Below are 22,018 nucleotides of genomic sequence, written 5' to 3'. Positions count from 1 at the left end.
TTCATTCCCGGGTGCGCCGTGCAGACTGAAGCTACGTTCAGACTGCCGCGCCTCCATTCAGAGCACTGCAGGAATCACTGCTTATGAATAAGGTGTTCCGTCACTACATACCGGCCTCGACCCGACGTCTGCTGCCCAATCGCTGGGACTTGATCGCCCTGCCGCTGGTGATCGGCTTCCTGCTGTTTTTCTCGATCGGTGCCCGGGAAACCTGGGCCCCGATCGGCACGCTGCAAAGTGAAGTGGTCTCACTCGACCCGAGCCATTTGCCGGAATACGCCATGCGCACCACCCTGCGCATGCTCGCGGCGATGGTGGCGTCACTGGTGTTCACCCTGCTCTACGGCACCTTGGCGGCCAAAAGCCGACGCGCCGAAAAACTCCTGGTGCCGGTGCTGGATATCCTGCAATCGGTGCCGGTGCTGGGTTACATCTCCTTCACCGTGACCTTCTTTCTGTTGCTGTTTCCCGGTCGGGTACTGGGCGCGGAATTCGCCGCGATCTTTGCCATTTTCACCAGCCAGGCCTGGAACATGACGTTCAGCTTCTATCAGTCGCTGCGCATGCTGCCGCGGGATCTGGTGGAGGTCTCGACCAACCTGCAACTGTCCGGCTGGCAGAAATTCTGGAAGCTCGACGTACCCTTTGCGATGCCCGGGCTGGTCTGGAACATGATGATGAGCATGTCCGGCGGATGGTTCTTCGTGGTGGCCTCCGAAGCGATCACCGTCGGTGACCAGACCATCACCCTGCCCGGGATCGGTTCGTTCCTCGCCCTGGCCATCGCGCAAAAAGACATGCACGCCGTGGGTTACGTCATCCTGACGATGATCGTGGTCATCCTGATCTATGACCAGTTTCTGTTCCGCCCGCTGGTGGCCTGGGCCGACAAGTTCCGCATGGAGAACACCGCCTCGCAGACCGCTGCGCCGGAGTCCTGGGTGCTGAATCTGATTCAGCGCACCCGGATGATCCAGCGCATTTTGCGCCCCATCAGTCGCGCCACCAGCCGCCTCGGCAACATGCGCCTGAACCTGCCGCGTTCGGCGCGCAAGGTCATGACTTCGCAAAGCCCCGCCACCACCAAGGCCATCGACTGGATCTGGGGCTCGTTTATCGCGCTGCTGACCGCGTATGCGCTGTACCACATCGTGCTGTATGTCGGCACCGAGGTGACGTTCGCAGAGGTCGGGCATGTGTTGCTGTTGGGGCTGTTCACTCTGTTGCGAGTGGCCGGGTTGATCTTCATCGCCTCGCTGATCTGGGTGCCGCTGGGCGTGATGATCGGTCTGCGCCCGGCATTGGCGGAAAAGATCCAGCCGCTGGCGCAGTTTCTCGCGGCGTTTCCGGCAAACCTGTTGTTCCCGGTATTCGTCATCGTGATCCTGCGCTACCAGTTGAACCCGGACATCTGGCTGAGCCCGCTGATCGTGCTCGGGACGCAGTGGTACATCCTGTTCAACGTGATCGCCGGGGCCAGCGCCTTCCCCAATGACTTCAAGGAAGCCGCCGCCAACTTCCGCATTCGCGGCTGGCTGTGGTGGCGCAAGGTGATGCTGCCGGGGATCTTCCCGTATTACGTGACCGGTGCCATCACCGCCTCGGGCGGCGCATGGAACGCCAGCATCGTCTCCGAATTCGTTTCCTGGGGGCAGGACAAAGTCGTCGCCCACGGCCTCGGCGCCTACATCGCGCAAACCACGGCCGCCGGCGACTTCCCGAAAATCACCCTCGGCGTGGTGGTGATGTCGTTCTTTGTCGTGGCCTTCAATCGCGTGGTCTGGCGACCGATGTACGCCATGGCCGAAAACAAACTTCGCCTGAACTGACGGGATTCGATGTGATGAATACCTATACCGAACACACGGGTGCCACACCCGAAATCTACTCGCTCACCGACGTCAACCGAGTGTTCGGCAAGGGCAAGGACGAGCTGCAGGTGCTCAGCGGGATCAACCTGGCCCTGCACGAAGGCGAAATAGTCGGCATGCTTGGCCGCTCCGGCTCGGGCAAGTCCACCCTGCTGCGGATCATCGCGGGCCTGATCGAGCCCTCGTCCGGGGAAGTGCTGTACAACGGCAAGCCGCTGGACGGCCCGGCCGAAGGCGTGGCCATGGTGTTCCAGACCTTTGCCCTGTTCCCGTGGCTGACGGTGCTGGAAAACGTCGAGGCCGGCCTGCAGGCCTTGCAGGTCGAACGCAAAGAAGCACGCAAGCGAGCGCTGGCGGCCATCGACCTGATCGGCCTGGACGGTTTCGAAAACGCCTACCCTCGCGAACTGTCCGGCGGCATGCGCCAGCGCGTGGGGTTCGCTCGCGGGCTGGTGGTCAACCCGACGCTGCTGTTGATGGACGAACCCTTCTCGGCGCTGGACGTGCTGACCGCCGAAACCTTGAGAAACGATCTGCTGGACCTGTGGAGCGGCAAGCAACTGCCGATCAAATCGATCCTGATCGTGACCCACAACATCGAAGAAGCGGTACTGATGTGCGACCGCATTCTGGTGCTGTCGTCCAACCCGGGGCGGCTGGTGGCGGAAATCAAGGTGCCCTTCGCCCATCCGCGCAATCGCCTGGATCCGGTGTTCCGGCAAATGGTCGATGACATCTACGCGCAGATGACCGACCGCCGCAGCGCCGACGCTGGCACCGGCAAACCCGAACTGAAGATCAGCAGCCCGCTGCAGGAAGTATCCACCAACCTGATGGCAGGCCTGATCGAAACCCTGGCGGCCGAACCCTACAACGGTCACGCCGGCCTGCCCACCGTGGCCGAACGTCGCTTGCTGGAAGTGGACGACCTGTTTCCGGTGGCCGAAATGCTCGAATACCTGGGCTTCGCCGAACTCAAAGGCGCGGATATCACCCTGACCGAGGCCGGGAAACTGTTCGCCGACTACAGCACCCAGGCACGCAAGACCCTGTTTGCCGAACATCTGATCCGCTACATACCGCTGGCCGCGCGGATCCGTCAGGTATTGCTGGAGCGCAACGGCCACCGGGCGCCACGGGTGCGTTTCGAGCAGGAACTGGAAGATTCGCTGACCGAGGCCTTCGTCGAGAAAAACCTGGAAATCGTGATTGCCTGGGGTCGCTACGCCGAGATTTTCTCCTACGACGACAACACGGAGACCTTCAGCCTGGAAGATGTCGAGGGCAGCCTGTAGCCCTCGACAATCCCGGCGATTCAGATCACGAACAAGTCGACAAAGCGGTTCACCGGCGTCGCCTCTAGCCGCACCTGATCCTTGCACAGCGCAAGGATCTCGGCGCCGCGCTGGCCGGTAAAACGCGTGGCCAGGTTCGCCCTGAACTTGTCCTCCAGCAACGGAATGCCCTCGGCCCTGCGCCGACGGTGACCGATCGGGTACTCCACCACCACATTTTCGGTGCTGGAACCGTCCTTGAAAAACACCTGCACCGCATTGGCAATCGAGCGTTTGTCGGGCTCGAGATATTCGCGGGTGAAACGCGGATCTTCGACGATGACCATTTTTTCGCGCAGCACATCGATGATTGGATGGGCCCTGTGGAAATCGTCCTCGTACTGCTCGGCCACCAGATTGCCGAACGCCAGCGGCACGGCGGTCATGTACTGGATGCAGTGATCGCGGTCGGCGGCATTGGCCAGCGGCCCGACCTTGGAAATGATGCGGATCGCCGATTCGTGGGTGGTGATGACGATCCGGTCGATCTCATGCAGACGATTGCGCACCTGCGGATGCAGTGTCACGGCGGCTTCGCAGGCAGTTTGCGCGTGGAATTCGGCGGGGAAGCTGATCTTGAACAGCACGTTTTCCATCACGTAACTGCCGAACGGCCGCGAGAAGCTGAAGGCGCGCTTGCCTTCGGGCTTGAGTGCCAGATCGTTGTTGGTGTGGCTGAACAGCACGTCGTAGAAACCCCACTGCTTTGCCGTCAGTACACCGGGAATTCCCATTTCACCGCGCAGGGCGATGTCGGCAAGGCGCACGCCCCGGCTCGAGGCATCCCCCGCCGCCCAGGACTTTCGCGATCCGGCATTTGGCGCATGCCGGTAAGTGCGCAACGCCTGACCATCGGCAAACGCATGGGACAACGCCGACAACAACTGCTCGCGATTGGCGCCCATCAGTTTGGCGACGACGGCTGTCGAAGCCACTTTCACCAGAATCACATGGTCGAGGCCTACGCGGTTGAAGGAGTTTTCCAGGGCGATCACGCCCTGAATCTCGTGGGCCATGATCATCGCTTCGAGCACATCGCGCACGGTCAACGGCGCTTCGCCATTGGCCAGACGCTTTTGTGCCAAGTGATCGGCCACCGCGAGAATCCCGCCGAGGTTGTCCGATGGATGCCCCCATTCGGCGGCGAGCCAGGTGTCGTTGTAATCGAGCCAGCGTACGATGCAGCCGATGTCCCACGCGGCCTTTACCGGATCCAGGCGATAGGAAGTGCCCGGCACTCGGGCGCCGAACGGCACGACGGTGCCTTCTACGATGGGGCCCAGGTGCTTGGTGCATTCGGGAAAACGCAGGGCCAGCAGTCCGCAGCCCAGCGTGTCCATCAGGCAGTTGCGGGCGGTGTCGAGGGCTTCGGCGGATTCGATTTTGCAGGTGAGGACGTAATCGGCGATGTCCTGCAGGACATCGTCGTAGTCGGGGCGGTTGTTCAGGTCGACGTTGGCGCTCATTGCGGTTCTCCTGGGTGGGGAATGATGAGTGGTGGGGTCTTCCTCAGGGGCTTGGCTGGTTTGTTGAATGCAGGTCTGGGTTGCCTGCTCATTGTGTGTTTCTTCAGTTAGTAAAGCCCCTCACCCTAGCCCTCTCCCGCAGGGAGAGGGGACCGAATGGGGGATGTTCAAAAGCTACGCCGACCTGAAAGTGCTTTGCCGAATCCATAATCGCCACGCTTTTTCAGGTCGATGTATCCCGCAAGACACCTCGGTCAGCCCCCTCTCCCTCCGGGCGGTCCGACGTTTCGGGAGGGCTGGGGTGAGGGTAGGCTTTTGATCTTAAAAAGAGTCGCCTGGTACGCGAACGAAACCTTCCATCAGGACGCGGGCACTACGGCTCATAATCGCTTTCTTCACAACCCATTCGCCGTTTTCAAGGCTGGCCTCAGCCCCCACGCGCAACGTCCCGGACGGATGCCCGAACCGCACGGCATTACGCTCAACACCACCAGCCGCCAGATTCACCAACGTGCCAGAGATAGCCGCCGCCGTACCAATCGCCACCGCCGCCGTGCCCATCATCGCGTGGTGCAACTTGCCCATCGACAACGCCCGCACCAGCAAATCCACATCACCGGCCGCAATCGCCTTGCCACTGGATGCCACGTAATCCGCAGGTTTGGCGACAAACGCAATCTTAGGCGTGTGCTGCCGCTTGGCCGCTTCATCCAGATTGGAAATCAGCCCCATGCGCAAAGCACCGTAGGCACGAATCGTCTCGAACATCTGCAACGCTTTCGGATCGCTGTTGATCGCGCTCTGCAGTTCGGTGCCGGTGTAACCGATGTCTTCAGCGTTGACGAAGATCGTCGGGATACCCGCGTTGATCATGGTCGCCTTGAACGTGCCGACGCCCGGCACTTCCAGCTCGTCGATCAGGTTGCCGGTGGGGAACATCGAGCCACCGCCGCCCTCTTCTTCCGCTGCCGGGTCCATGAACTCGACCTGGACTTCGGCGGCCGGAAAAGTCACGCCGTCGAGTTCGAAATCACCGGTTTCCTGCACTTCGCCGTTAGTGATCGGCACATGGGCAATGATGGTCTTGCCGATGTTGGCCTGCCACACGCGAACCACCGCCACGCCGTTGTGCGGAATGCGGCTGGCGTCCACCAGGCCGTTGCTGATGGCGAACGAGCCGACCGCCGCCGACAGGTTGCCGCAGTTGCCGCTCCAGTCCACGAACGGCTTGTCGATGGACACCTGACCGAACAGGTAATCGACGTCGTGATCGGCCTTGATGCTTTTCGACAGGATCACGGTTTTGCTGGTGCTCGACGTGGCACCGCCCATGCCGTCGATCTGCTTGTCGTACGGGTCGGGGCTGCCGATGACCCGCAGCAACAGCGCATCACGGGTCGGACCGGGAATCTGCGCGGCTTCGGGCAGGTCCTTGAGGCTGAAAAACACGCCTTTGCTGGTGCCGCCGCGCATGTAGGTGGCGGGAATTCTTATTTGCGGTGCGTGAGCCATGGTGCTCCTTATCAGCAAACGCGGGTCAACCGACCCGCGTTCGCACTACGTGATTTAAACGGCAACCGCCGACTCTTCGAGGAAGTCCTGGGCGAAGCGTTGCAACACGCCACCGGCCTCGTAGATCGACACTTCTTCGGCAGTGTCGAGGCGGCAGGTCACCGGCACCTCGACGCGTTCGCCGTTCTTGCGATGGATCACCAGCGTCAGGTCGGCGCGCGGGGTGCGCTCGCCGATCACGTCGTAGGTTTCGCTGCCGTCGATGCCCAATGTCTTGCGGTCGGTGCCCGGTTTGAATTCGAGCGGCAACACGCCCATGCCCACCAGGTTGGTGCGGTGAATGCGTTCGAAACCTTCGGCGGCGATCGCTTCCACACCCGCCAGACGCACGCCTTTGGCCGCCCAGTCCCGGGACGAGCCCTGGCCGTAGTCGGCGCCGGCGATGATGATCAGCGGCTGCTTGCGTTCCATGTAGGTTTCGATGGCTTCCCACATGCGCATCACTTTGCCTTCCGGCTCGACACGGGCCAGCGAGCCCTGCTTGACCTTGCCGTTTTCCACGACCATTTCGTTGAACAGTTTCGGGTTGGCGAAGGTCGCGCGCTGCGCCGTCAGGTGGTCGCCTCGATGGGTCGCGTAAGAGTTGAAGTCCTCTTCCGGCAGGCCCATTTTCGCCAGGTATTCGCCGGCGGCGCTGTCGAGCATGATCGCGTTCGACGGCGACAGGTGATCGGTGGTGATGTTGTCCGGCAGCACCGCCAGCGGGCGCATGCCCTTGAGCGGACGCGCCCCGGCCAGCGCGCCTTCCCAGTACGGCGGACGGCGGATGTAGGTGCTCATCTCGCGCCAGTCGTACAGCGGCGCGACTTTCGGGCCGGTGTCTTCATGAATGGCGAACATCGGGATGTAGACCTGACGGAACTGCTCGGGCTTGACCGAGGATTTCACTACGGCGTCGATTTCTTCGTCGCTCGGCCAGATGTCTTTCAGGCGAATTTCCTTGCCGTCGACCACGCCCAGCACATCTTTTTCGATGTCGAAACGAATGGTGCCGGCAATCGCGTAGGCCACCACCAGCGGCGGCGAAGCGAGGAATGCCTGCTTGGCGTACGGGTGAATCCGACCGTCGAAGTTGCGGTTGCCGGACAGCACAGCGGTGGCGTACAGGTCGCGGTCGATGATTTCTTGCTGAATCACCGGATCCAGCGCGCCGGACATGCCGTTGCAAGTGGTGCAGGCGAAGGCGACGACGCCGAAACCGAGCTGTTCCAGCTCCGTGGTCAACCCTGCTTCATCGAGGTACAGCGCCACGGTTTTCGAGCCCGGCGCCAGCGACGACTTGACCCAAGGCTTACGCGTCAGCCCGAGCTTGTTGGCGTTGCGCGCCAGCAGGCCGGCGGCGATCACGTTGCGCGGGTTGCTGGTGTTGGTGCAACTGGTGATGGCGGCGATGATCACCGCGCCGTCAGGCATTTGCCCCGGGACGTCTTCCCACTGGCCGGCGATGCCTTTGGCCGCCAGATCCGACACCGCCACGCGGGCGTGCGGGTTGCTCGGGCCGGCCATGTTGCGCACCACCGAGGACAGATCGAAGGTCAGGCCGCGCTCGTATTGCGCGCCTTTCAGGCTGTCGGCCCACAGACCGATCTGTTTGGCGTATTGCTCGACGAGCTGAACTTGCTGGTCTTCGCGACCGGTGAGTTTCAGGTAATCGATGGTCTGCTGGTCGATGTAGAACATCGCCGCCGTGGCGCCGTATTCCGGGGCCATGTTGGAGATGGTCGCGCGGTCGCCGAGGGTCAGCGCGGAGGCGCCTTCGCCGAAGAACTCCAGCCACGCACCGACCACTTTCTGTTTGCGCAGGTACTCGGTCAGCGCCAGCACCATGTCGGTGGCGGTGATGCCCGGTTGCAGCTTGCCGGTCAGTTCGACGCCGACGCTTTCCGGCAGACGCATCCACGACGCGCGGCCGAGCATCACGCTCTCGGCTTCAAGCCCACCGACACCAATGGCGATCACGCCCAGCGCATCGACGTGCGGGGTGTGGCTGTCGGTGCCGACGCAGGTATCCGGGAACGCCACGCCGTCGCGCACCTGGATCACCGGAGACATTTTCTCCAGGTTGATCTGGTGCATGATGCCGTTGCCCGGCGGAATCACGTCGACGTTCTTGAACGCCTTCTTGGTCCAGTTGATGAAGTGGAAACGGTCTTCGTTGCGACGGTCTTCGATGGCGCGGTTCTTCTCGAACGCCTGCTTGTCAAAACCGCCCGCCTCGACCGCCAGCGAGTGGTCGACGATCAGTTGGGTCGGCACTACCGGGTTGACCTGCGCCGGGTCGCCGCCCTGCCGGGCAATCGCGTCACGCAGGCCGGCCAGATCCACCAGCGCGGTCTGGCCGAGAATGTCGTGGCACACCACGCGGGCCGGGAACCACGGGAAGTCGAGGTCGCGTTTGCGCTCGATCAGTTGTTTCAGGGAATCGGTGAGCGTCGCCGGGTCGCAGCGACGCACGAGGTTTTCCGCCAGCACGCGAGAGGTGTACGGCAGGGTGTCGTAGCTGCCGGGCTGGATCGCATCGACCGCCGCGCGGACGTCGAAATAATCCAGCGGCGTGCCGGGCAGGTTCTTGCGAAATTCTGTGTTCATCGGTCAGGACTCGATCACGGTGATAACAAGAGGTGAGCGCTACCTCGGTATTGAAATCAACTCGGTCAACTGTGGGAGCGGGCTTGCTCGCGAATGCGGCGTGTCAGTCGACATATCATTGACTGACACGCCGCATTCGCGAGCAAGCCCGCTCCCACATTGGTTCCCGGTTTATCCAGTCAACAACGCGGCAGCGCCACCATTCAGCGACGTTCGATGGGCACGAACTTGCGCTGTTCGACGCCGGTGTACTCGGCGCTTGGACGGATGATGCGGTTGTTGGCGCGCTGTTCGAACACGTGCGCCGCCCAGCCGGTCAGGCGCGAGCAGACGAAGATCGGGGTGAACAGCTTGGTCGGGATGCCCATGAAGTGGTACGCCGAGGCATGGTAGAAGTCGGCGTTGGGGAACAGTTTCTTTTGCTCCCACATGGTTTTGTCGATGGCTTCCGAGACCGCGAACAAGACCTTGTCGCCCACTTCGTCGGCGAGTTTTTTCGACCAGCCCTTGATCACCTCGTTGCGCGGATCGCTGTCCTTATAGATCGCGTGGCCGAAGCCCATGATCTTGTCCTTGCGCTCGAGCATGCCGAGGGTGCCCTTGATCGCCTCTTCCGGCGACGAGAAGCGCTCGATCATTTCCATCGCCGCTTCGTTGGCGCCGCCGTGCAGCGGGCCGCGCAGCGAGCCGATGGCCGCCGTGACGCAGGAATACAGATCGGACAGGGTCGAAGCGCACACCCGAGCGGTGAAGGTCGAAGCATTGAATTCGTGTTCGGCGTAGAGGATCAGCGACACGTTCATGACTTTGACATGCAGTTCGCTTGGCTTCTTGTCGTGCAGCAGGTGCAGGAAGTGGCCGCCGATGGACTGCTCGTCCGTCACGCAATTGATGCGTTTGCCGTCGTGGCTGAAGCGATACCAGTAGCACATGATCGCCGGGAACGCGGCCAGCAGGCGGTCGGTCTTGTCGCGTTGCTCGGAGAAGTCCTTCTCCGGCTCGATGTTGCCCAGGAACGAGCAACCGGTGCGCATCACGTCCATCGGGTGGGCGTCGGCGGGGATGCGTTCCAGCACTTCTTTCAGCGCTTGCGGCAGGTCGCGCAGCTTGCTCAGTTTTGCTTGATAGTCGGCGAGCTGTGCCTGGGTCGGCAGCTCTCCGTAGAGCAGCAGGTAGGCCACTTCTTCAAATTGTGCGTCTGCCGCCAGTTCGCGCACGTCGTAGCCGCGATAGGTCAGCCCGGCACCGGCCTGGCCCACGGTCGACAGTGCGGTTTGCCCGGCGACCTGGCCCCGGAGCCCGGCGCCACTGAGTACTTTTGCTTCGGCCATTGTTGTCTCCAATCTTGAATTTGTTAGGGAGTACGGTTGCGGCTTACTTCTTCGCCGCAAACAACGCGTCGAGCTTCTGCTCGAAGGTGTGGTAATCGATGCGATCGTAGAGCTCCATGCGAGTCTGCATGGTGTCGATGACATTCTGCTGAGTGCCGTCGCGGCGGATCGCGGTGTAGACGTTTTCTGCAGCCTTGTTCATCGCGCGGAACGCCGACAGCGGGTACAGCACCAGCGACACATCCGCGCCAGCCAGTTGCTCGGTGGTGTACAGCGGCGTCGAGCCGAACTCGGTGATGTTGGCCAGGATCGGCGCTTTCACGCGGCTGGCGAACAGCTTGTACATCTCAAGTTCAGTGATGGCTTCCGGGAAAATCATGTCGGCGCCGGCCTCGATGCATGCGGCGGCGCGATCCAGTGCCGATTCCAGGCCTTCAACGGCCAGCGCGTCGGTGCGCGCCATGATCACGAAACTGTCGTCGGTACGGGCATCGACGGCGGCTTTGATACGGTCGACCATTTCCTGCTGGGTCACGATCTCTTTGTTCGGACGGTGGCCGCAGCGCTTGGCGCCAACCTGGTCTTCGATGTGAATCGCTGCCGCGCCGAACTTGATCATCGATTTGACGGTGCGGGCCACGTTGAACGCCGAGGCGCCGAAACCGGTGTCCACATCCACCAACAGCGGCAGGTCGCAGACGTCGGTGATGCGGCGCACGTCGGTCAGCACGTCATCCAGGCCGGTGATGCCCAGGTCCGGCACGCCGAGGGAGCCGGCAGCCACCCCGCCACCTGACAGGTAGATCGCCTTGAAACCGGCGCGCTTGGCCAGCAACGCGTGGTTGGCGTTGATCGCCCCGACCACTTGCAGCGGATGTTCGCTGGCGACCGCATCGCGGAAACGCTGGCCTGGAGTGCTCTTGTTGGAACTCATGACTCACCTCGTTCAGTGGCTGTCTTATTGTCGGCGCCGTCCTGGTAGTGACGGGCGATGTTGCGTTTCGAGGCGCCGATGTGACGGCGCATCAACAATTCCGCGAGCTCGCCGTCACGGTCGGCGATGGCATCGAGAATCCGGTGGTGTTCGGCAAAGGCCTGGCGCGGGCGGTTGGGCGTGGTGGAAAACTGGATGCGGTACATGCGCACCAGTTGATACAGCTCGCCGCAGAGCATCTGGGTCAGGGTGCGGTTGCCGCTGCCCTGGATGATCCGGTAGTGAAAGTCGAAATCGCCTTCCTGCTGGTAGTAGCCGACGCCGGCCTGAAATGCCGCATCGCGCTCATGGGTTTCCAGCACCCGGCGCAGTTCGTCGATTTCTTCGACACTCATGCGTTCGGCCGCCAGACGGCAGGCCATGCCTTCGAGGGATTCGCGGATTTCGTAAAGTTCGAGCAGTTCGGCGTGGCTCAACGACACTACCCGTGCACCGACGTGCGGCACGCGCACCAACAGGCGCTGGCCTTCCAGACGATGAATCGCCTCGCGCAGCGGCCCGCGGCTGATGCCGTAGGTGCGCGCCAGCTCCGGCTCGGAGATCTTGCTGCCCGGAGCGATCTCGCCTTTGACGATGGCGGCCTGGATACGCCGGAAGACGTTTTCGGACAGGGTTTCCGAATCGTCGCCGCTGATAACGGGGGGATCGAGTTGATCCAGCATATTGTCGACACCTTTAAATCCAATGCGGCAAAAACTAGCGAATCAGCCCATCCCAGTCAAAGGATAAATGGATATTGTCGACAATCGTCTAATAACCCTCAGGATCAACCCCAAGGGTTATAGACCCGCTCGGGCGCTGGCGCCATAAAACCACCGTGCTAGAATGCCGCCCGCATTTGCCAGTCACTTGCACGGCTTGTCATAAAAAGCTGATAGGCACACGAAGGCGCGCGCAGACAGGATCTCCTGATGCCGTGGCCCTGAACCGAGAACGGACCGCTGCTCACCAGGATTTATGAGACTCAAGCCCTTCCCCACCTTTTTCTATCTGTTTTGCCTGCCCAGCCTGGCTGTGGCGGGGGAAAAGACTGTGTACGGCCTCAACGAATACGCTGCCCTCGACGGGATCAACCTGGAAGTGGCGGCGAAACTCGACACCGGGGCGAAAACCGCTTCCCTGAGTGCCCGCGACATCAAACGCTTCAAGCGCAACGGCGAGTCCTGGGTGCGTTTCTACCTGGCCATCGACGCCGCGCATTCGCACCCGATCGAACGGCCGCTGGCCCGGGTCAGTAAGATCAAGCGCCGCGCCGGCGACTACGATCCGGAAGAAGGCAAGAAGTACACCGCGCGCCCGGTGATCGAGCTGGATATCTGTATGGGTTCAGCAATGCGCAGCATCGAAGTGAACCTGACCGACCGCAGTGCGTTCCAATACCCGCTTTTGATCGGCTCCGAGGCGCTGAAACGCTTCGATGCGCTGGTCGATCCCAGTCTTAAATACGCTGCCGGCAAACCCGCCTGCGCCATCGCCGCTCATACCGCCGAGTAATTTCCATGCGTTCTCTAACCTTCCACCTGAAAATCCTGATCACCATCCTGGTGCTTTTGGGCGTTTCGGTTACGGCCTATCAGATTTTCGTGCTTGGCATCCCGGTGACCGAAGACGCCACCGACGACTTGTGGAACATCGACGCCAAGGTCGAGTTCGTCGCCAGCACCAAGGATCCGGTCAAGATCCAGATGTTCGTGCCGCCCCTGAGCCGCGATTACGTCAGCCTCAATGAAAGCTTCATCTCCAACAATTACGGCGTGGCGGTCAACCGTGTCGACGGCAACCGCAAGGTCACCTGGTCGGCACGCCGGGCCAAGGGCAACCAGACCCTGTATTACCGCCTGGTACTGACCAAGCGCTACACCGCCGAGAAAACCAAGGTCAAAGGCCCGACCTTCCGCGACAGCATGGCCATCGAAGGCCCGGAAAAAATTGCCGCCGAAGCCCTGCTCGCGCCGATCCGCCAGCACTCGGCCGACGTCGAGACCTTCATTGGCGAAGCGATCAAACGTGTCAACAATACCAACGACGACAACGTGAAACTGCTGCTGGCTGGCGACCCATCGACGGCCCACAAGGCAAAAATCGTTGAGCTGCTGCTGTCCATCGCCCACGTTCCTGTCGAGAAAGTCCACACCATTCGCCTCGTCGCCGATCAGCCACAAACCCCTGAACTGTGGCTGCGCAGCTTCAACGGCAACGACTGGCTGTACTTCAATCCGGAAACCGGCGAACAAGGTCTGCCGACCGACCGCCTGCTATGGTGGACCGGCGACGAAAACCTGATCACCGTCGACGGCGCGAAGAAGGCCAACGTGACCTTCAGCCTGAACAACAGCGAGATGAACGCGATTCGTCTGGCCAAGCTGACCGACGAAAACACCGACGCCAACTTCCTCGAATACTCGCTGTACGGCCTGCCGCTGCAAACCCAGCAGACGTTCATGATCATGGTGATGATCCCGATCGGCGTGCTGGTGATCCTGATTCTGCGCAACCTGGTCGGCCTGCAGACCCTTGGCACGTTCACTCCGGTGCTGATCGCCCTGGCCTTCCGCGAGACGCAGCTGGGCTTCGGCATACTGCTGTTTACCGTGATCACGGCGCTTGGGCTGTCACTGCGTTCGTACCTGGAACACTTGAAACTGCAAATGCTGCCCCGCCTGTCGGTGGTGTTGACCTTCGTGGTGGTGCTGATCGCGGCGATCAGCCTGTTCAGCCACAAGCTCGGTCTGGAACGCGGCCTGTCGGTGGCGCTGTTCCCGATGGTGATTCTGACCATGACCATCGAACGCCTGTCGATCACCTGGGAAGAACGCGGCGCCAGCCACGCTCTGAAAGTGGCGATCGGCACGCTGTTCGCAGCGTCCCTGGCCCACCTGATCATGACCGTTCCGGAGCTGGTGTACTTCGTGTTCACCTTCCCGGCGATCCTGCTGATCCTGGTGGGCTTCATGCTGGCCATGGGTCGCTATCGCGGTTATCGCCTGACCGAACTGGTGCGCTTCAAGGCCTTCCTGAAGAAGGCTGACGCCTGATGTTCGGTTTCTGGAAGACCTGGAAGGCCCTGGAAGCCCGGGGCATCATGGGCATCAATCGGCGTAACGCGGACTACGTGCTCAAGTACAACAAGCGCAGCCTGTACCCGATCGTCGATGACAAGATCATCACCAAGGAACGCGCGATCAAGGCCGGTATTCATGTGCCGGAACTGTACGGCGTGATTTCCACAGAGAAGGAAATCGACAACCTCGACGAGATCATCGGCGGGCGCAACGACTTCGTGATCAAGCCGGCCCAGGGCGCCGGTGGTGACGGCATCATCGTCATCGCCGACCGTTTCGAAGGTCGCTATCGCACCGTATCGGGCAAGATCCTCACCCACGAGGAGCTGGAGCACCATATCTCCAGCATCCTGACCGGCCTGTATTCACTCGGTGGTCACCGCGACCGGGCACTGATCGAATATCGGGTGACCCCGGACCAGATCTTCAAGAGCATCAGCTACGAAGGCGTGCCGGACATCCGCATCATCGTGCTGATGGGCTACCCGGTGATGGCCATGCTGCGCCTGCCGACCCGTCAGTCCGGTGGCAAGGCCAACCTGCACCAGGGCGCCATCGGCGTCGGTGTCGATCTGGCCACTGGCCTGACATTGCGTGGCACCTGGCTGAACAACATCATCGCCAAACACCCGGACACCACCAACGCGGTGGACGGCGTGCAACTGCCCTACTGGGACGGTTTCATGAAGCTTGCCGCCGGTTGCTATGAACTGTGTGGCCTGGGTTACATCGGCGTGGACATGGTGCTGGATCAGGAAAAGGGCCCGCTGATTCTCGAACTCAATGCGCGACCGGGGCTGAATATCCAGATTGCCAATGACTGCGGCCTGACTGCACGTACCCATGCGGTGGAAGCGCATCTGGAGGATCTCAAGACACGTGGCGTGACAGAGTCGGCTGAAGAGCGGGTGGCGTTTGCTCAGGCGTTGTTTGGGCATATTCCGGCGGTCGAGGGCTAAGTCGCACTACCTGCCACCAATCTGCCAATCCCCGACATCCCCTCTAGGAGCAATTCCCGGAGGGGACTACAATCCCCACCCCGCCTCGATGGCCGATCTGCCCCGCCCATGTTGACCTGTTCCGTACACCCGCTGCCCTACCGCGCCAACCCCGCCGACTATTTTGCGGCCGTCCGCCATGCGCCCGGCGCCGTGCTGCTCGACAGCGGCCGGCCGAGTGCCGACCGTGGCCGTTATGACCTGCTCAGTGCCTGGCCGCTGGAACAGCTGGCGGTATTGCCGGACGAGCGCGGCGACGATTTCCTGCAACGTCTGCGGGACAATCTGACCCGGCTGGGCGAAGCACAATTGCCCGACGGGTACGAATTGCCCTTCGCCGGCGGCCTGATCGGCTACCTGAGCTACGACTTCGGTCGGCATCTGGAAAACCTGCCGAGCCAGGCCCGGGATGACCTGCAATTGCCCGATGCGCGTTTTGGTCTGTACGACTGGGCACTGATCAGCGATCACCAATCGGCCACCAGCCAACTGGTGTTTCACCCCTCGGTCAGCGCCAGCGAAAAACAACGGCTGATCACTGTGTTCAGCCAACCAGTGAACACCGAACCGGCCCCGTTCAAGCTGAACAGCCCGATGGCGGCTGATCTTTCGGCCGACGAATACCGTCAGGCGCTCGAACGCATTCATCAATACATCCAGGCCGGCGACTGCTATCAGGTCAACTTCGCCCAGCGTTTCCGCGCACCCTGCGAAGGCGACCCATGGCTGGCCTACTGCAAATTGCGTGAGGCCTGCCCGACGCCGTTTTCCGGATTCCAGAGCCTTCCTGACGGCAATGCAGTGCTGAGCCTCTCCCCCGAGCGCTTCGTCAAAGTCAGCCAGCGCCAGGTGGAAACCCGTCCGATCAAAGGCACTCGCCCCCGTGGCGCGACCCCGGCCGAAGACGCAGCCAACGCCGCCGAGCTGCTGGCCAGTCCCAAGGATCGCGCGGAAAACCTGATGATCGTCGACCTGCTGCGCAACGATCTCGGCCGCACTTGCCGCATCGGCTCGGTGCGAGTGCCGGAGTTGTTCAGCCTGGAAAGCTATCCGAACGTGCATCATCTGGTCAGCAGCGTGACCGGTGAACTGGCGGAAGATCGCGACGCCCTGGACCTGATCGCCGGCAGCTTCCCCGGCGGCTCGATCACCGGCGCACCGAAGATCCGCGCGATGCAGATCATCGACGAACTGGAACCGACCCGCCGTGGTTTGTATTGCGGTTCGTTGCTGTATCTGGATGTTCGCGGCGAGATGGACAGCTCCATCGCCATTCGCAGTCTGCTGGTGAAGGATGGACAAGTGTGCTGCTGGGGCGGCGGCGGGATCGTCGCCGACTCGGACTGGGAAGCGGAGTATCAGGAGTCGATTACCAAGGTCAGGGTTCTGCTCGAAACCTTGCAGAACCTCTGACGTGTGTGGCGAGGGCATTTGCGCCCTCGTCACAGAATGACTTAAAGGCTCAAATCGCGATTCGAAGCTTTGAGGAATTCCTGTTTCAACTCGGCAAAGCTATGCACCGCCGGAAACTGCGGGAACTCGCGGATCACGTTATCCGGCGCATGGAACAGAATCCCCGCATCCGCCTCGCCCAGCATGCTGGTGTCGTTGTAGGAATCCCCCGCCGCAATCACCCGGTAATACAGGCTCTTGAAAGCCAGGACCGACTGACGCTTCGGATCTTTCTGACGCAACTGATAGCCCGTGACCCGCCCGCTTTCGTCAGTGATCAGGCGGTGACAGAGCAAGGTCGGAAAACCCAGCTGACGCATCAGCGGCTGGGAAAACTCGTAGAAGGTGTCCGACAGAATCACCACCTGAAACCGCTCGCGCAGCCAGTTGACGAACTCCACCGCGCCGTCGAGCGGCTTGAGGGTCGCGATCACTTCCTGGATGTCCGAAAGCTTCAGGCCATGCTCGTCGAGGATGCGCAGGCGCTGCTTCATCAGCACGTCGTAGTCGGGAATGTCTCGGGTGGTGGCCTTGAGCGATTCGATTCCGGTTTTTTCGGCGAAGGCGATCCAGATTTCCGGTACCAGCACCCCTTCAAGATCAAGACAGGCGATTTCCACAAGACACTCCCGTTTGTAATGTTTATTGAGTCGAGCGAGCCCGAACTCTAGCCGCTCGACCTGGAGCGCGCAACGCAGAGGCCGCCCCGACGGGCGTTGCTTTTTGTTACCATCGCCGCCATATAGAGCGCCCAGCGCCACCGACCTGTAGGAAGCCGCCCTGATGAGCCCAACGTTCGACGTCGTGGAACTCGCCACGACCTATGCCAACAAATCCGCGCAGGACATCCTCAAGCTCGCGTTCGCCGAGTTCGGCGACGACCTGTGGATATCTTTCAGCGGCGCCGAGGATGTGGTGCTGGTGGACATGGCCTGGAAGCTGAACAAGAACGTCAAGGTGTTCAGTCTCGACACCGGTCGCCTGCATCCGGAAACCTACCGATTCATCGATCAGGTGCGCGAGCACTACAAGATTGATATCGAACTGGTCTCGCCGGACTACACCAAACTTGAACCGTTCGTGAAGGAAAAAGGCCTGTTCAGCTTCTACAAGGACGGCCATGGCGAATGCTGCGGCATCCGCAAGATCGAGCCGCTGCGCCGCAAGCTGTCAGGTGTCAAAGCCTGGGCCACCGGCCAGCGCCGCGATCAAAGCCCTGGCACCCGCAGCGCCGTGGCGGTGATGGAAATCGATACAGCGTTCTCCACCCCGGAGCGCACCCTGTACAAGTTCAACCCGCTGGCGCAGATGACCAGCGAGGAAATCTGGGGCTACATCCGCATGCTGGAGCTGCCGTACAACAGCCTGCATGAGCGCGGCTTCATCAGCATCGGCTGCGAACCGTGCACCCGCCCTGTCCTGCCGAACCAGCACGAACGCGAAGGTCGCTGGTGGTGGGAAGAAGCGACCCAGAAAGAATGCGGGCTGCATGCGGGGAATATCATCAGCAAGGCGTAAATTCCCAGCCCCGATGATGCGACTGTGGGAACAAATCAGCTCCCACAGTGTTCTCTACTCACCTTAAAAAATGTGTACACACGAATGTCACCATCAGTGCCATTTATGTGTGCACTTTTAGTTTCTGCGCCCTGAAAAGTTACATCACGCTCCAGAAACGAATCCTCCCGGCGCCCGCCAAAATCCCTCCCGAAAAATAAATACCTGTTCGAACGGTCAATTTATATCGCCTGAGTTTCAGCGACTTGGCGCCATTCAATAACTTTTAGAAATCAGCGAGGGTTTGCATAGATCGATAACTGGCACAGATCTGGCTTATGTGCATACATGTTTTGTATACAAATCTGCAAAACATGAACCCACACTTCGACCCGCCAGCCTGAAGCGACCTATCCCGTACAGGCTGCAGATGCCCCTAACCTGTGATGTTTCACCGTCCCGACGAAGATCTGCCGAGCCTGAGCGCTCATGCACAGTCATCGTGGCCCGAACATCAGGAGCCTGCCGGAATGCGTACGAGTCTCTCGAACAACACCATCGCGCTGAATCAGCCCTCCTCCTCAACCCTCGACCACACCGTGCCTCGTGACGGTATCGCCGAGCCGCTGCAACTGAGCCCGCGTCTACACAACAGTGACCTCGCGCCGACCAGGGTCGAAGGACGGCGCTGGGGCAAATACAGCATCTTTGCCCTGTGGACCAACGATGTGCACAACATCGCCAACTATTCATTTGCCATCGGCCTCTACGCCCTGGGCCTGGGCGGCTGGCAGATTCTGCTGTCGCTGGGGATCGGCGCGGCGCTGGTGTATTTCTTCATGAACCTGTCGGGCTACATGGGCCAGAAGACCGGGGTCCCGTTTCCAGTCATCAGCCGGATCAGTTTCGGCATTCACGGGGCGCAGATTCCTGCGTTGATCCGGGCGGTTATCGCCATCGCCTGGTTCGGCATTCAGACGTACCTGGCGTCGGTGGTGTTTCGGGTGTTGCTCACGGCGATCCATCCGGGATTCGCCGACTACGACCACAACTCGATCCTCGGCCTGTCGAGCCTGGGCTGGGTGTGTTTCGTGGCGATCTGGTTTGTGCAGCTGGCGATCCTCGCCTACGGCATGGAAATGGTCCGCCGCTACGAAGCGTTCGCCGGGCCGGTAATTCTGCTGACCGTCGCCTGCCTCGCCGCGTGGATGTACACCCAGGCCAACGCGACCATCGCTTGGTCGATTCGCGAACCGCTGACCGGCGGCGAGATGTGGCGCAACATCTTTGCCGGTGGCGCCTTGTGGCTGGCGATTTACGGCACGCTGATCCTCAACTTCTGCGACTTCGCCCGCTCTTCGCCGTGCCGCAAAACCATCAAGATCGGAAACTTCTGGGGCCTGCCGGTGAATATTCTGGTGTTCGCCGGGATCACCGTCCTGCTGTGCGGTGCGCAATTTCAGATCAACGGCCGGATCATCGAAAGTCCGACCGAGATCATCGCCTCGATACCCAACACGTTCTTTCTGGTACTCGGCTGCCTGGCGTTCCTGATCGTCACCGTGGCGGTGAACATCATGGCCAACTTCGTCGCCCCGGCCTTCGTGCTGAGCAACCTGGCGCCGAAATACCTGACCTTCCGCCGCGCCGGGCTGATCAGCGCCACCATTGCCGTGCTGATCCTGCCGTGGAATCTCTACAACAGCCCGCTGGTGATCGTGTATTTCCTGTCCGGCCTCGGCGCCCTGCTTGGCCCGTTGTACGGCGTGATCATGGTCGACTACTGGCTGATCCGCAAAGGCCGGATCCACGTGCCGCAGCTGTACAGCGAAGACCCGAACGGCGCGTATTTCTACAGCCGTGGCGTCAATCTGCGCGCGGTGGCGGCGTTCATTCCGGCCGCGCTGATCGCGATCGTCCTCGCACTGGTACCGGGCTTCCACAGCGTTTCGCCCTTCTCCTGGCTGATCGGTGCCGGCATTGCCGGGATGCTCTACCTGATCATCGCCAAACGCCAGCCGCACTACGCCGACGTGGACGGTGAATCCATCGCCGTCGACAACGTCAGCCACTGATTTTTTTGGCGGCCCTTCGCGGGGCCGCAGAACCAACCGTAATAAGGACTTCCCATGCGAATTCTCGTGGTCAACGTCAACACCACCGAATCCATCACCCAGGCCATCGCCCGTTCGGCACAGGCTGTCGCCTCCCCGGGCACGGAAATCGTCGGCCTGACGCCGCATTTCGGCGCTGATTCCGTCGAGGGCAATTTCGAAAGCTATCTGGCCGCCATCGCCGTGATGGACCGGGTGATGTCCTACGACCAGCCGTTCGACGCAGTGATCCAGGCCGGCTACGGTGAACACGGTCGCGAAGGTTTGCAGGAATTGCTCAACGTGCCGGTGGTGGACATCACCGACGCGGCGGCCAGCACCGCGATGTTTCTCGGCCACGCCTATTCGGTGGTCACCACGCTGGATCGCACCGTACCGTTAATTGAGGATCGGCTGAAACTGTCCGGCCTCTGGGATCGTTGTGCCTCAGTGCGCGCCAGTGGACTTGCGGTTCTGGAGCTGGAACATGAACCGCAGCGGGCGCTGGAGGCGATCGTGCACCAGGCCGAACTGGCAGTGACTCAGGACAAAGCCGAAGTGATTTGCCTGGGTTGCGGCGGCATGGCCGGGCTCGATGAAAAAATCCGTCAGCGTACCGGCGTGCCGGTGATCGATGGCGTCACCGCTGCCGTCACGATCGCCGAATCCCTGGTGCGCCTGGGGTTGTCAACGTCCAAGGTGCGCACGTATGCGACGCCGCGTCCAAAAACCATCATCGGCTGGCCAGCACGTTTTGCGCGTTGAACCGCTCCGCGAGATCCAGCGTTGAAAACTGCTCGATGATGAAATCAACGAACGCCCGGGTCTTGCCCGGCAGCAGTTTGTGCTCGGCGTAATAGATGGAGATGTTGCCGTCGTCGACGTACCAGTCCGGCAGGACCCGCTGCAACGTTCCCGCCTCCAGATAGCCGACGGCAAACGGCATGCTCACCAACGCAATCCCCAGCCCCTGCGCCGCCGTGGCGCAGGCGGCTTCGGAATCACTCATCGTCATTCGTGCCTTGAGGGTCAGCGGGCTGTGTTGTCGGGTGCGATGGGTCAACTGCCAGGAGCGCACGCGACCGGTTTGCGGTGAGCGGATCAGGATGCCGTCGTGCAACTTGAGGTCGTCTGGTTCGCTGATCGGCGCGTGCCGATCCAGATAGTCTGCAGAGGCCACCAACACCCGATGCGCCGGCGTCAGCCTGCGCGCCACCACGCCCTGGGGCAGCTCGAAGCCACCACCAATCGCCGCATCGAAACCCTGGCCGATCAGATCGACCTGGCGGTTATCGAAGTGCCAGTCCGGATTGATCGCCGGAAACCTTTTCAGGAACTCTCCCAGCAACGGCACGATGTACAAGCGGCCGAACACCGTGCCCATGCTGACCTTCAGCGTGCCCGCCGGTTGACCGCCGGCGCTGGCCAGATTGCTCACGGCATTCTGGATGGTGGTCAGGCTTGCGCTGACCTCACTCAGAAACAATTGCCCCGCTTCCGTCAGGGTCAACCGACGGGTGCTACGCTGGAACAGCCTCACGCCGAGGCGCGCTTCCAGTTTCGCCACGCTTTTGCCCACGGCGGCCGGTGTCAGGCTCAGGCGTCGCGCGGCCTCGGCAAAGCTGCCGACTTCGGCGCTGCGCACGAAGCATTCGATACTGCTGAAGGTTTCCATGGCCGCCACTCTAAACTTTTGGTTTACACAGACTATAGCAACCACGGTCTACTCGCCTGGTGGCGAGGGGCAGATACTCGACAC

The 22,018-nt window shown here is 61.2% G+C and carries 17 protein-coding genes; 9 read left to right on the top strand and 8 right to left on the bottom strand.

Annotated elements, in window-relative coordinates; all coding sequences use genetic code 11:
* The first annotated feature begins 83 nt into the window (after positions 1 to 83).
* Positions 84 to 1,829, top strand: a complete 1,746-nt coding sequence (locus C6Y56_RS08995) for an ABC transporter permease (RefSeq protein WP_169429556.1) — start codon at positions 84 to 86, stop codon at positions 1,827 to 1,829.
* A 14-nt stretch (positions 1,830 to 1,843) separates the two neighbouring features.
* Positions 1,844 to 3,166, top strand: a complete 1,323-nt coding sequence (locus C6Y56_RS08990; protein ID WP_169429555.1) for an ABC transporter ATP-binding protein — start codon at positions 1,844 to 1,846, stop codon at positions 3,164 to 3,166.
* Positions 3,167 to 3,186: 20 nt separating this feature from the next.
* On the opposite strand, the gene prpD is transcribed toward C6Y56_RS08990, so the two are convergent.
* The 6 genes from prpD to C6Y56_RS08960 form a co-directional block, all read right to left on the bottom strand.
* A complete protein-coding gene (prpD, locus tag C6Y56_RS08985; RefSeq protein ID WP_169429554.1) occupies positions 3,187 to 4,671 on the bottom strand; it encodes a 2-methylcitrate dehydratase in 1,485 nt (494 codons plus the stop codon).
* 321 nt (positions 4,672 to 4,992) lie between these two features.
* Positions 4,993 to 6,183, bottom strand: coding sequence for a 2-methylaconitate cis-trans isomerase PrpF (gene prpF / locus C6Y56_RS08980; protein WP_169429553.1), 1,191 nt, complete (start codon positions 6,181 to 6,183; stop codon positions 4,993 to 4,995).
* Between the two features lie 54 nt (positions 6,184 to 6,237).
* Positions 6,238 to 8,832 carry a Fe/S-dependent 2-methylisocitrate dehydratase AcnD gene (acnD, locus tag C6Y56_RS08975; RefSeq protein ID WP_169429552.1) on the bottom strand — a complete coding sequence of 865 codons (2,595 nt, stop codon included), beginning with the start codon at positions 8,830 to 8,832 and terminating at the stop codon, positions 6,238 to 6,240.
* Between the two features lie 203 nt (positions 8,833 to 9,035).
* Positions 9,036 to 10,163 carry a bifunctional 2-methylcitrate synthase/citrate synthase gene (gene prpC / locus C6Y56_RS08970; RefSeq protein WP_169429551.1) on the bottom strand — a complete coding sequence of 376 codons (1,128 nt, stop codon included), beginning with the start codon at positions 10,161 to 10,163 and terminating at the stop codon, positions 9,036 to 9,038.
* 43 nt (positions 10,164 to 10,206) lie between these two features.
* A complete protein-coding gene (gene prpB, locus C6Y56_RS08965; RefSeq protein ID WP_007951973.1) occupies positions 10,207 to 11,097 on the bottom strand; it encodes a methylisocitrate lyase in 891 nt (296 codons plus the stop codon).
* A complete protein-coding gene (locus C6Y56_RS08960; protein WP_169432611.1) occupies positions 11,094 to 11,816 on the bottom strand; it encodes a GntR family transcriptional regulator in 723 nt (240 codons plus the stop codon). The genes prpB and C6Y56_RS08960 overlap by 4 nt, the downstream gene beginning before the upstream one ends.
* A 298-nt stretch (positions 11,817 to 12,114) precedes the next feature.
* Between C6Y56_RS08960 and C6Y56_RS08955 the strand changes: the two genes are divergently transcribed.
* From C6Y56_RS08955 to pabB, 4 genes are all read left to right on the top strand, one after another.
* Entirely contained in the window at positions 12,115 to 12,651 is a 537-nt protein-coding gene (locus tag C6Y56_RS08955; protein ID WP_169429550.1) for an ATP-dependent zinc protease family protein, read from the top strand.
* A 5-nt stretch (positions 12,652 to 12,656) separates the two neighbouring features.
* On the top strand, positions 12,657 to 14,192 hold the full coding sequence (locus tag C6Y56_RS08950; RefSeq protein WP_085711890.1) for an inactive transglutaminase family protein: 1,536 nt from the start codon (positions 12,657 to 12,659) through the stop codon (positions 14,190 to 14,192).
* On the top strand, positions 14,192 to 15,178 hold the full coding sequence (locus C6Y56_RS08945) for an alpha-L-glutamate ligase-like protein (protein ID WP_169429549.1): 987 nt from the start codon (positions 14,192 to 14,194) through the stop codon (positions 15,176 to 15,178). The genes C6Y56_RS08950 and C6Y56_RS08945 overlap by 1 nt, the downstream gene beginning before the upstream one ends.
* Positions 15,179 to 15,286: 108 nt before the next feature.
* Complete coding sequence (gene pabB, locus C6Y56_RS08940) at positions 15,287 to 16,630, top strand: aminodeoxychorismate synthase component I (RefSeq protein WP_169429548.1); 1,344 nt, start codon at positions 15,287 to 15,289, stop codon at positions 16,628 to 16,630.
* A gap of 41 nt (positions 16,631 to 16,671) precedes the next feature.
* On the opposite strand, the gene thrH is transcribed toward pabB, so the two are convergent.
* Positions 16,672 to 17,289 (bottom strand): bifunctional phosphoserine phosphatase/homoserine phosphotransferase ThrH, encoded by a 618-nt coding sequence (thrH, locus tag C6Y56_RS08935; RefSeq protein WP_119428417.1) that lies wholly within the window; start codon positions 17,287 to 17,289, stop codon positions 16,672 to 16,674.
* Between the two features lie 163 nt (positions 17,290 to 17,452).
* Between thrH and C6Y56_RS08930 the strand changes: the two genes are divergently transcribed.
* The 3 genes from C6Y56_RS08930 to C6Y56_RS08920 all read left to right on the top strand — a co-directional run bounded on the left by C6Y56_RS08930 (position 17,453) and on the right by C6Y56_RS08920 (position 21,024).
* Positions 17,453 to 18,187, top strand: a complete 735-nt coding sequence (locus tag C6Y56_RS08930) for a phosphoadenylyl-sulfate reductase (RefSeq protein ID WP_007960132.1) — start codon at positions 17,453 to 17,455, stop codon at positions 18,185 to 18,187.
* Positions 18,188 to 18,696: 509 nt separating this feature from the next.
* Positions 18,697 to 20,241: an NCS1 family nucleobase:cation symporter-1 gene (locus tag C6Y56_RS08925; protein WP_169429547.1), complete on the top strand. Its 1,545-nt coding sequence runs from the start codon at positions 18,697 to 18,699 to the stop codon at positions 20,239 to 20,241.
* Positions 20,242 to 20,295: 54 nt separating this feature from the next.
* Entirely contained in the window at positions 20,296 to 21,024 is a 729-nt protein-coding gene (locus C6Y56_RS08920) for an aspartate/glutamate racemase family protein (RefSeq protein ID WP_007960127.1), read from the top strand.
* Here the strand turns inward: C6Y56_RS08920 and C6Y56_RS08915 are convergent.
* Positions 20,993 to 21,934, bottom strand: a complete 942-nt coding sequence (locus C6Y56_RS08915; RefSeq protein WP_169429546.1) for a LysR family transcriptional regulator — start codon at positions 21,932 to 21,934, stop codon at positions 20,993 to 20,995. The two genes, C6Y56_RS08920 and C6Y56_RS08915, sit on opposite strands and share 32 nt — an antisense overlap.
* Positions 21,935 to 22,018 lie beyond the last annotated feature (84 nt).

Origin of the sequence: Pseudomonas fluorescens, assembly GCF_012974785.1 — a bacterium.
Classification (GTDB): domain Bacteria; phylum Pseudomonadota; class Gammaproteobacteria; order Pseudomonadales; family Pseudomonadaceae; genus Aquipseudomonas; species Aquipseudomonas fluorescens_BT.
This window is presented reverse-complemented; position numbering and strand designations above follow the sequence as displayed.

What these genes read in the sequence shown, in the direction of transcription:
- prpD (WP_169429554.1), bottom strand. Translation starts at nt 4,671, where the DNA reads ATGAGCGCCAACGTCGACCTGAACAACCGCCCCGACTACGACGATGTC.
- prpB (WP_007951973.1), bottom strand. Translation starts at nt 11,097, where the DNA reads ATGAGTTCCAACAAGAGCACTCCAGGCCAGCGTTTCCGCGATGCGGTC.
- C6Y56_RS08990 (WP_169429555.1), top strand. Translation starts at nt 1,844, where the DNA reads ATGAATACCTATACCGAACACACGGGTGCCACACCCGAAATCTACTCG.
- C6Y56_RS08995 (WP_169429556.1), top strand. Translation starts at nt 84, where the DNA reads ATGAATAAGGTGTTCCGTCACTACATACCGGCCTCGACCCGACGTCTG.
- C6Y56_RS08930 (WP_007960132.1), top strand. Translation starts at nt 17,453, where the DNA reads ATGAGCCCAACGTTCGACGTCGTGGAACTCGCCACGACCTATGCCAAC.
- acnD (WP_169429552.1), bottom strand. Translation starts at nt 8,832, where the DNA reads ATGAACACAGAATTTCGCAAGAACCTGCCCGGCACGCCGCTGGATTAT.
- prpC (WP_169429551.1), bottom strand. Translation starts at nt 10,163, where the DNA reads ATGGCCGAAGCAAAAGTACTCAGTGGCGCCGGGCTCCGGGGCCAGGTC.
- C6Y56_RS08920 (WP_007960127.1), top strand. Translation starts at nt 20,296, where the DNA reads ATGCGAATTCTCGTGGTCAACGTCAACACCACCGAATCCATCACCCAG.
- pabB (WP_169429548.1), top strand. Translation starts at nt 15,287, where the DNA reads ATGTTGACCTGTTCCGTACACCCGCTGCCCTACCGCGCCAACCCCGCC.
- C6Y56_RS08915 (WP_169429546.1), bottom strand. Translation starts at nt 21,934, where the DNA reads ATGGAAACCTTCAGCAGTATCGAATGCTTCGTGCGCAGCGCCGAAGTC.
- C6Y56_RS08950 (WP_085711890.1), top strand. Translation starts at nt 12,657, where the DNA reads ATGCGTTCTCTAACCTTCCACCTGAAAATCCTGATCACCATCCTGGTG.
- C6Y56_RS08955 (WP_169429550.1), top strand. Translation starts at nt 12,115, where the DNA reads ATGAGACTCAAGCCCTTCCCCACCTTTTTCTATCTGTTTTGCCTGCCC.
- prpF (WP_169429553.1), bottom strand. Translation starts at nt 6,183, where the DNA reads ATGGCTCACGCACCGCAAATAAGAATTCCCGCCACCTACATGCGCGGC.
- C6Y56_RS08945 (WP_169429549.1), top strand. Translation starts at nt 14,192, where the DNA reads ATGTTCGGTTTCTGGAAGACCTGGAAGGCCCTGGAAGCCCGGGGCATC.
- C6Y56_RS08925 (WP_169429547.1), top strand. Translation starts at nt 18,697, where the DNA reads ATGCGTACGAGTCTCTCGAACAACACCATCGCGCTGAATCAGCCCTCC.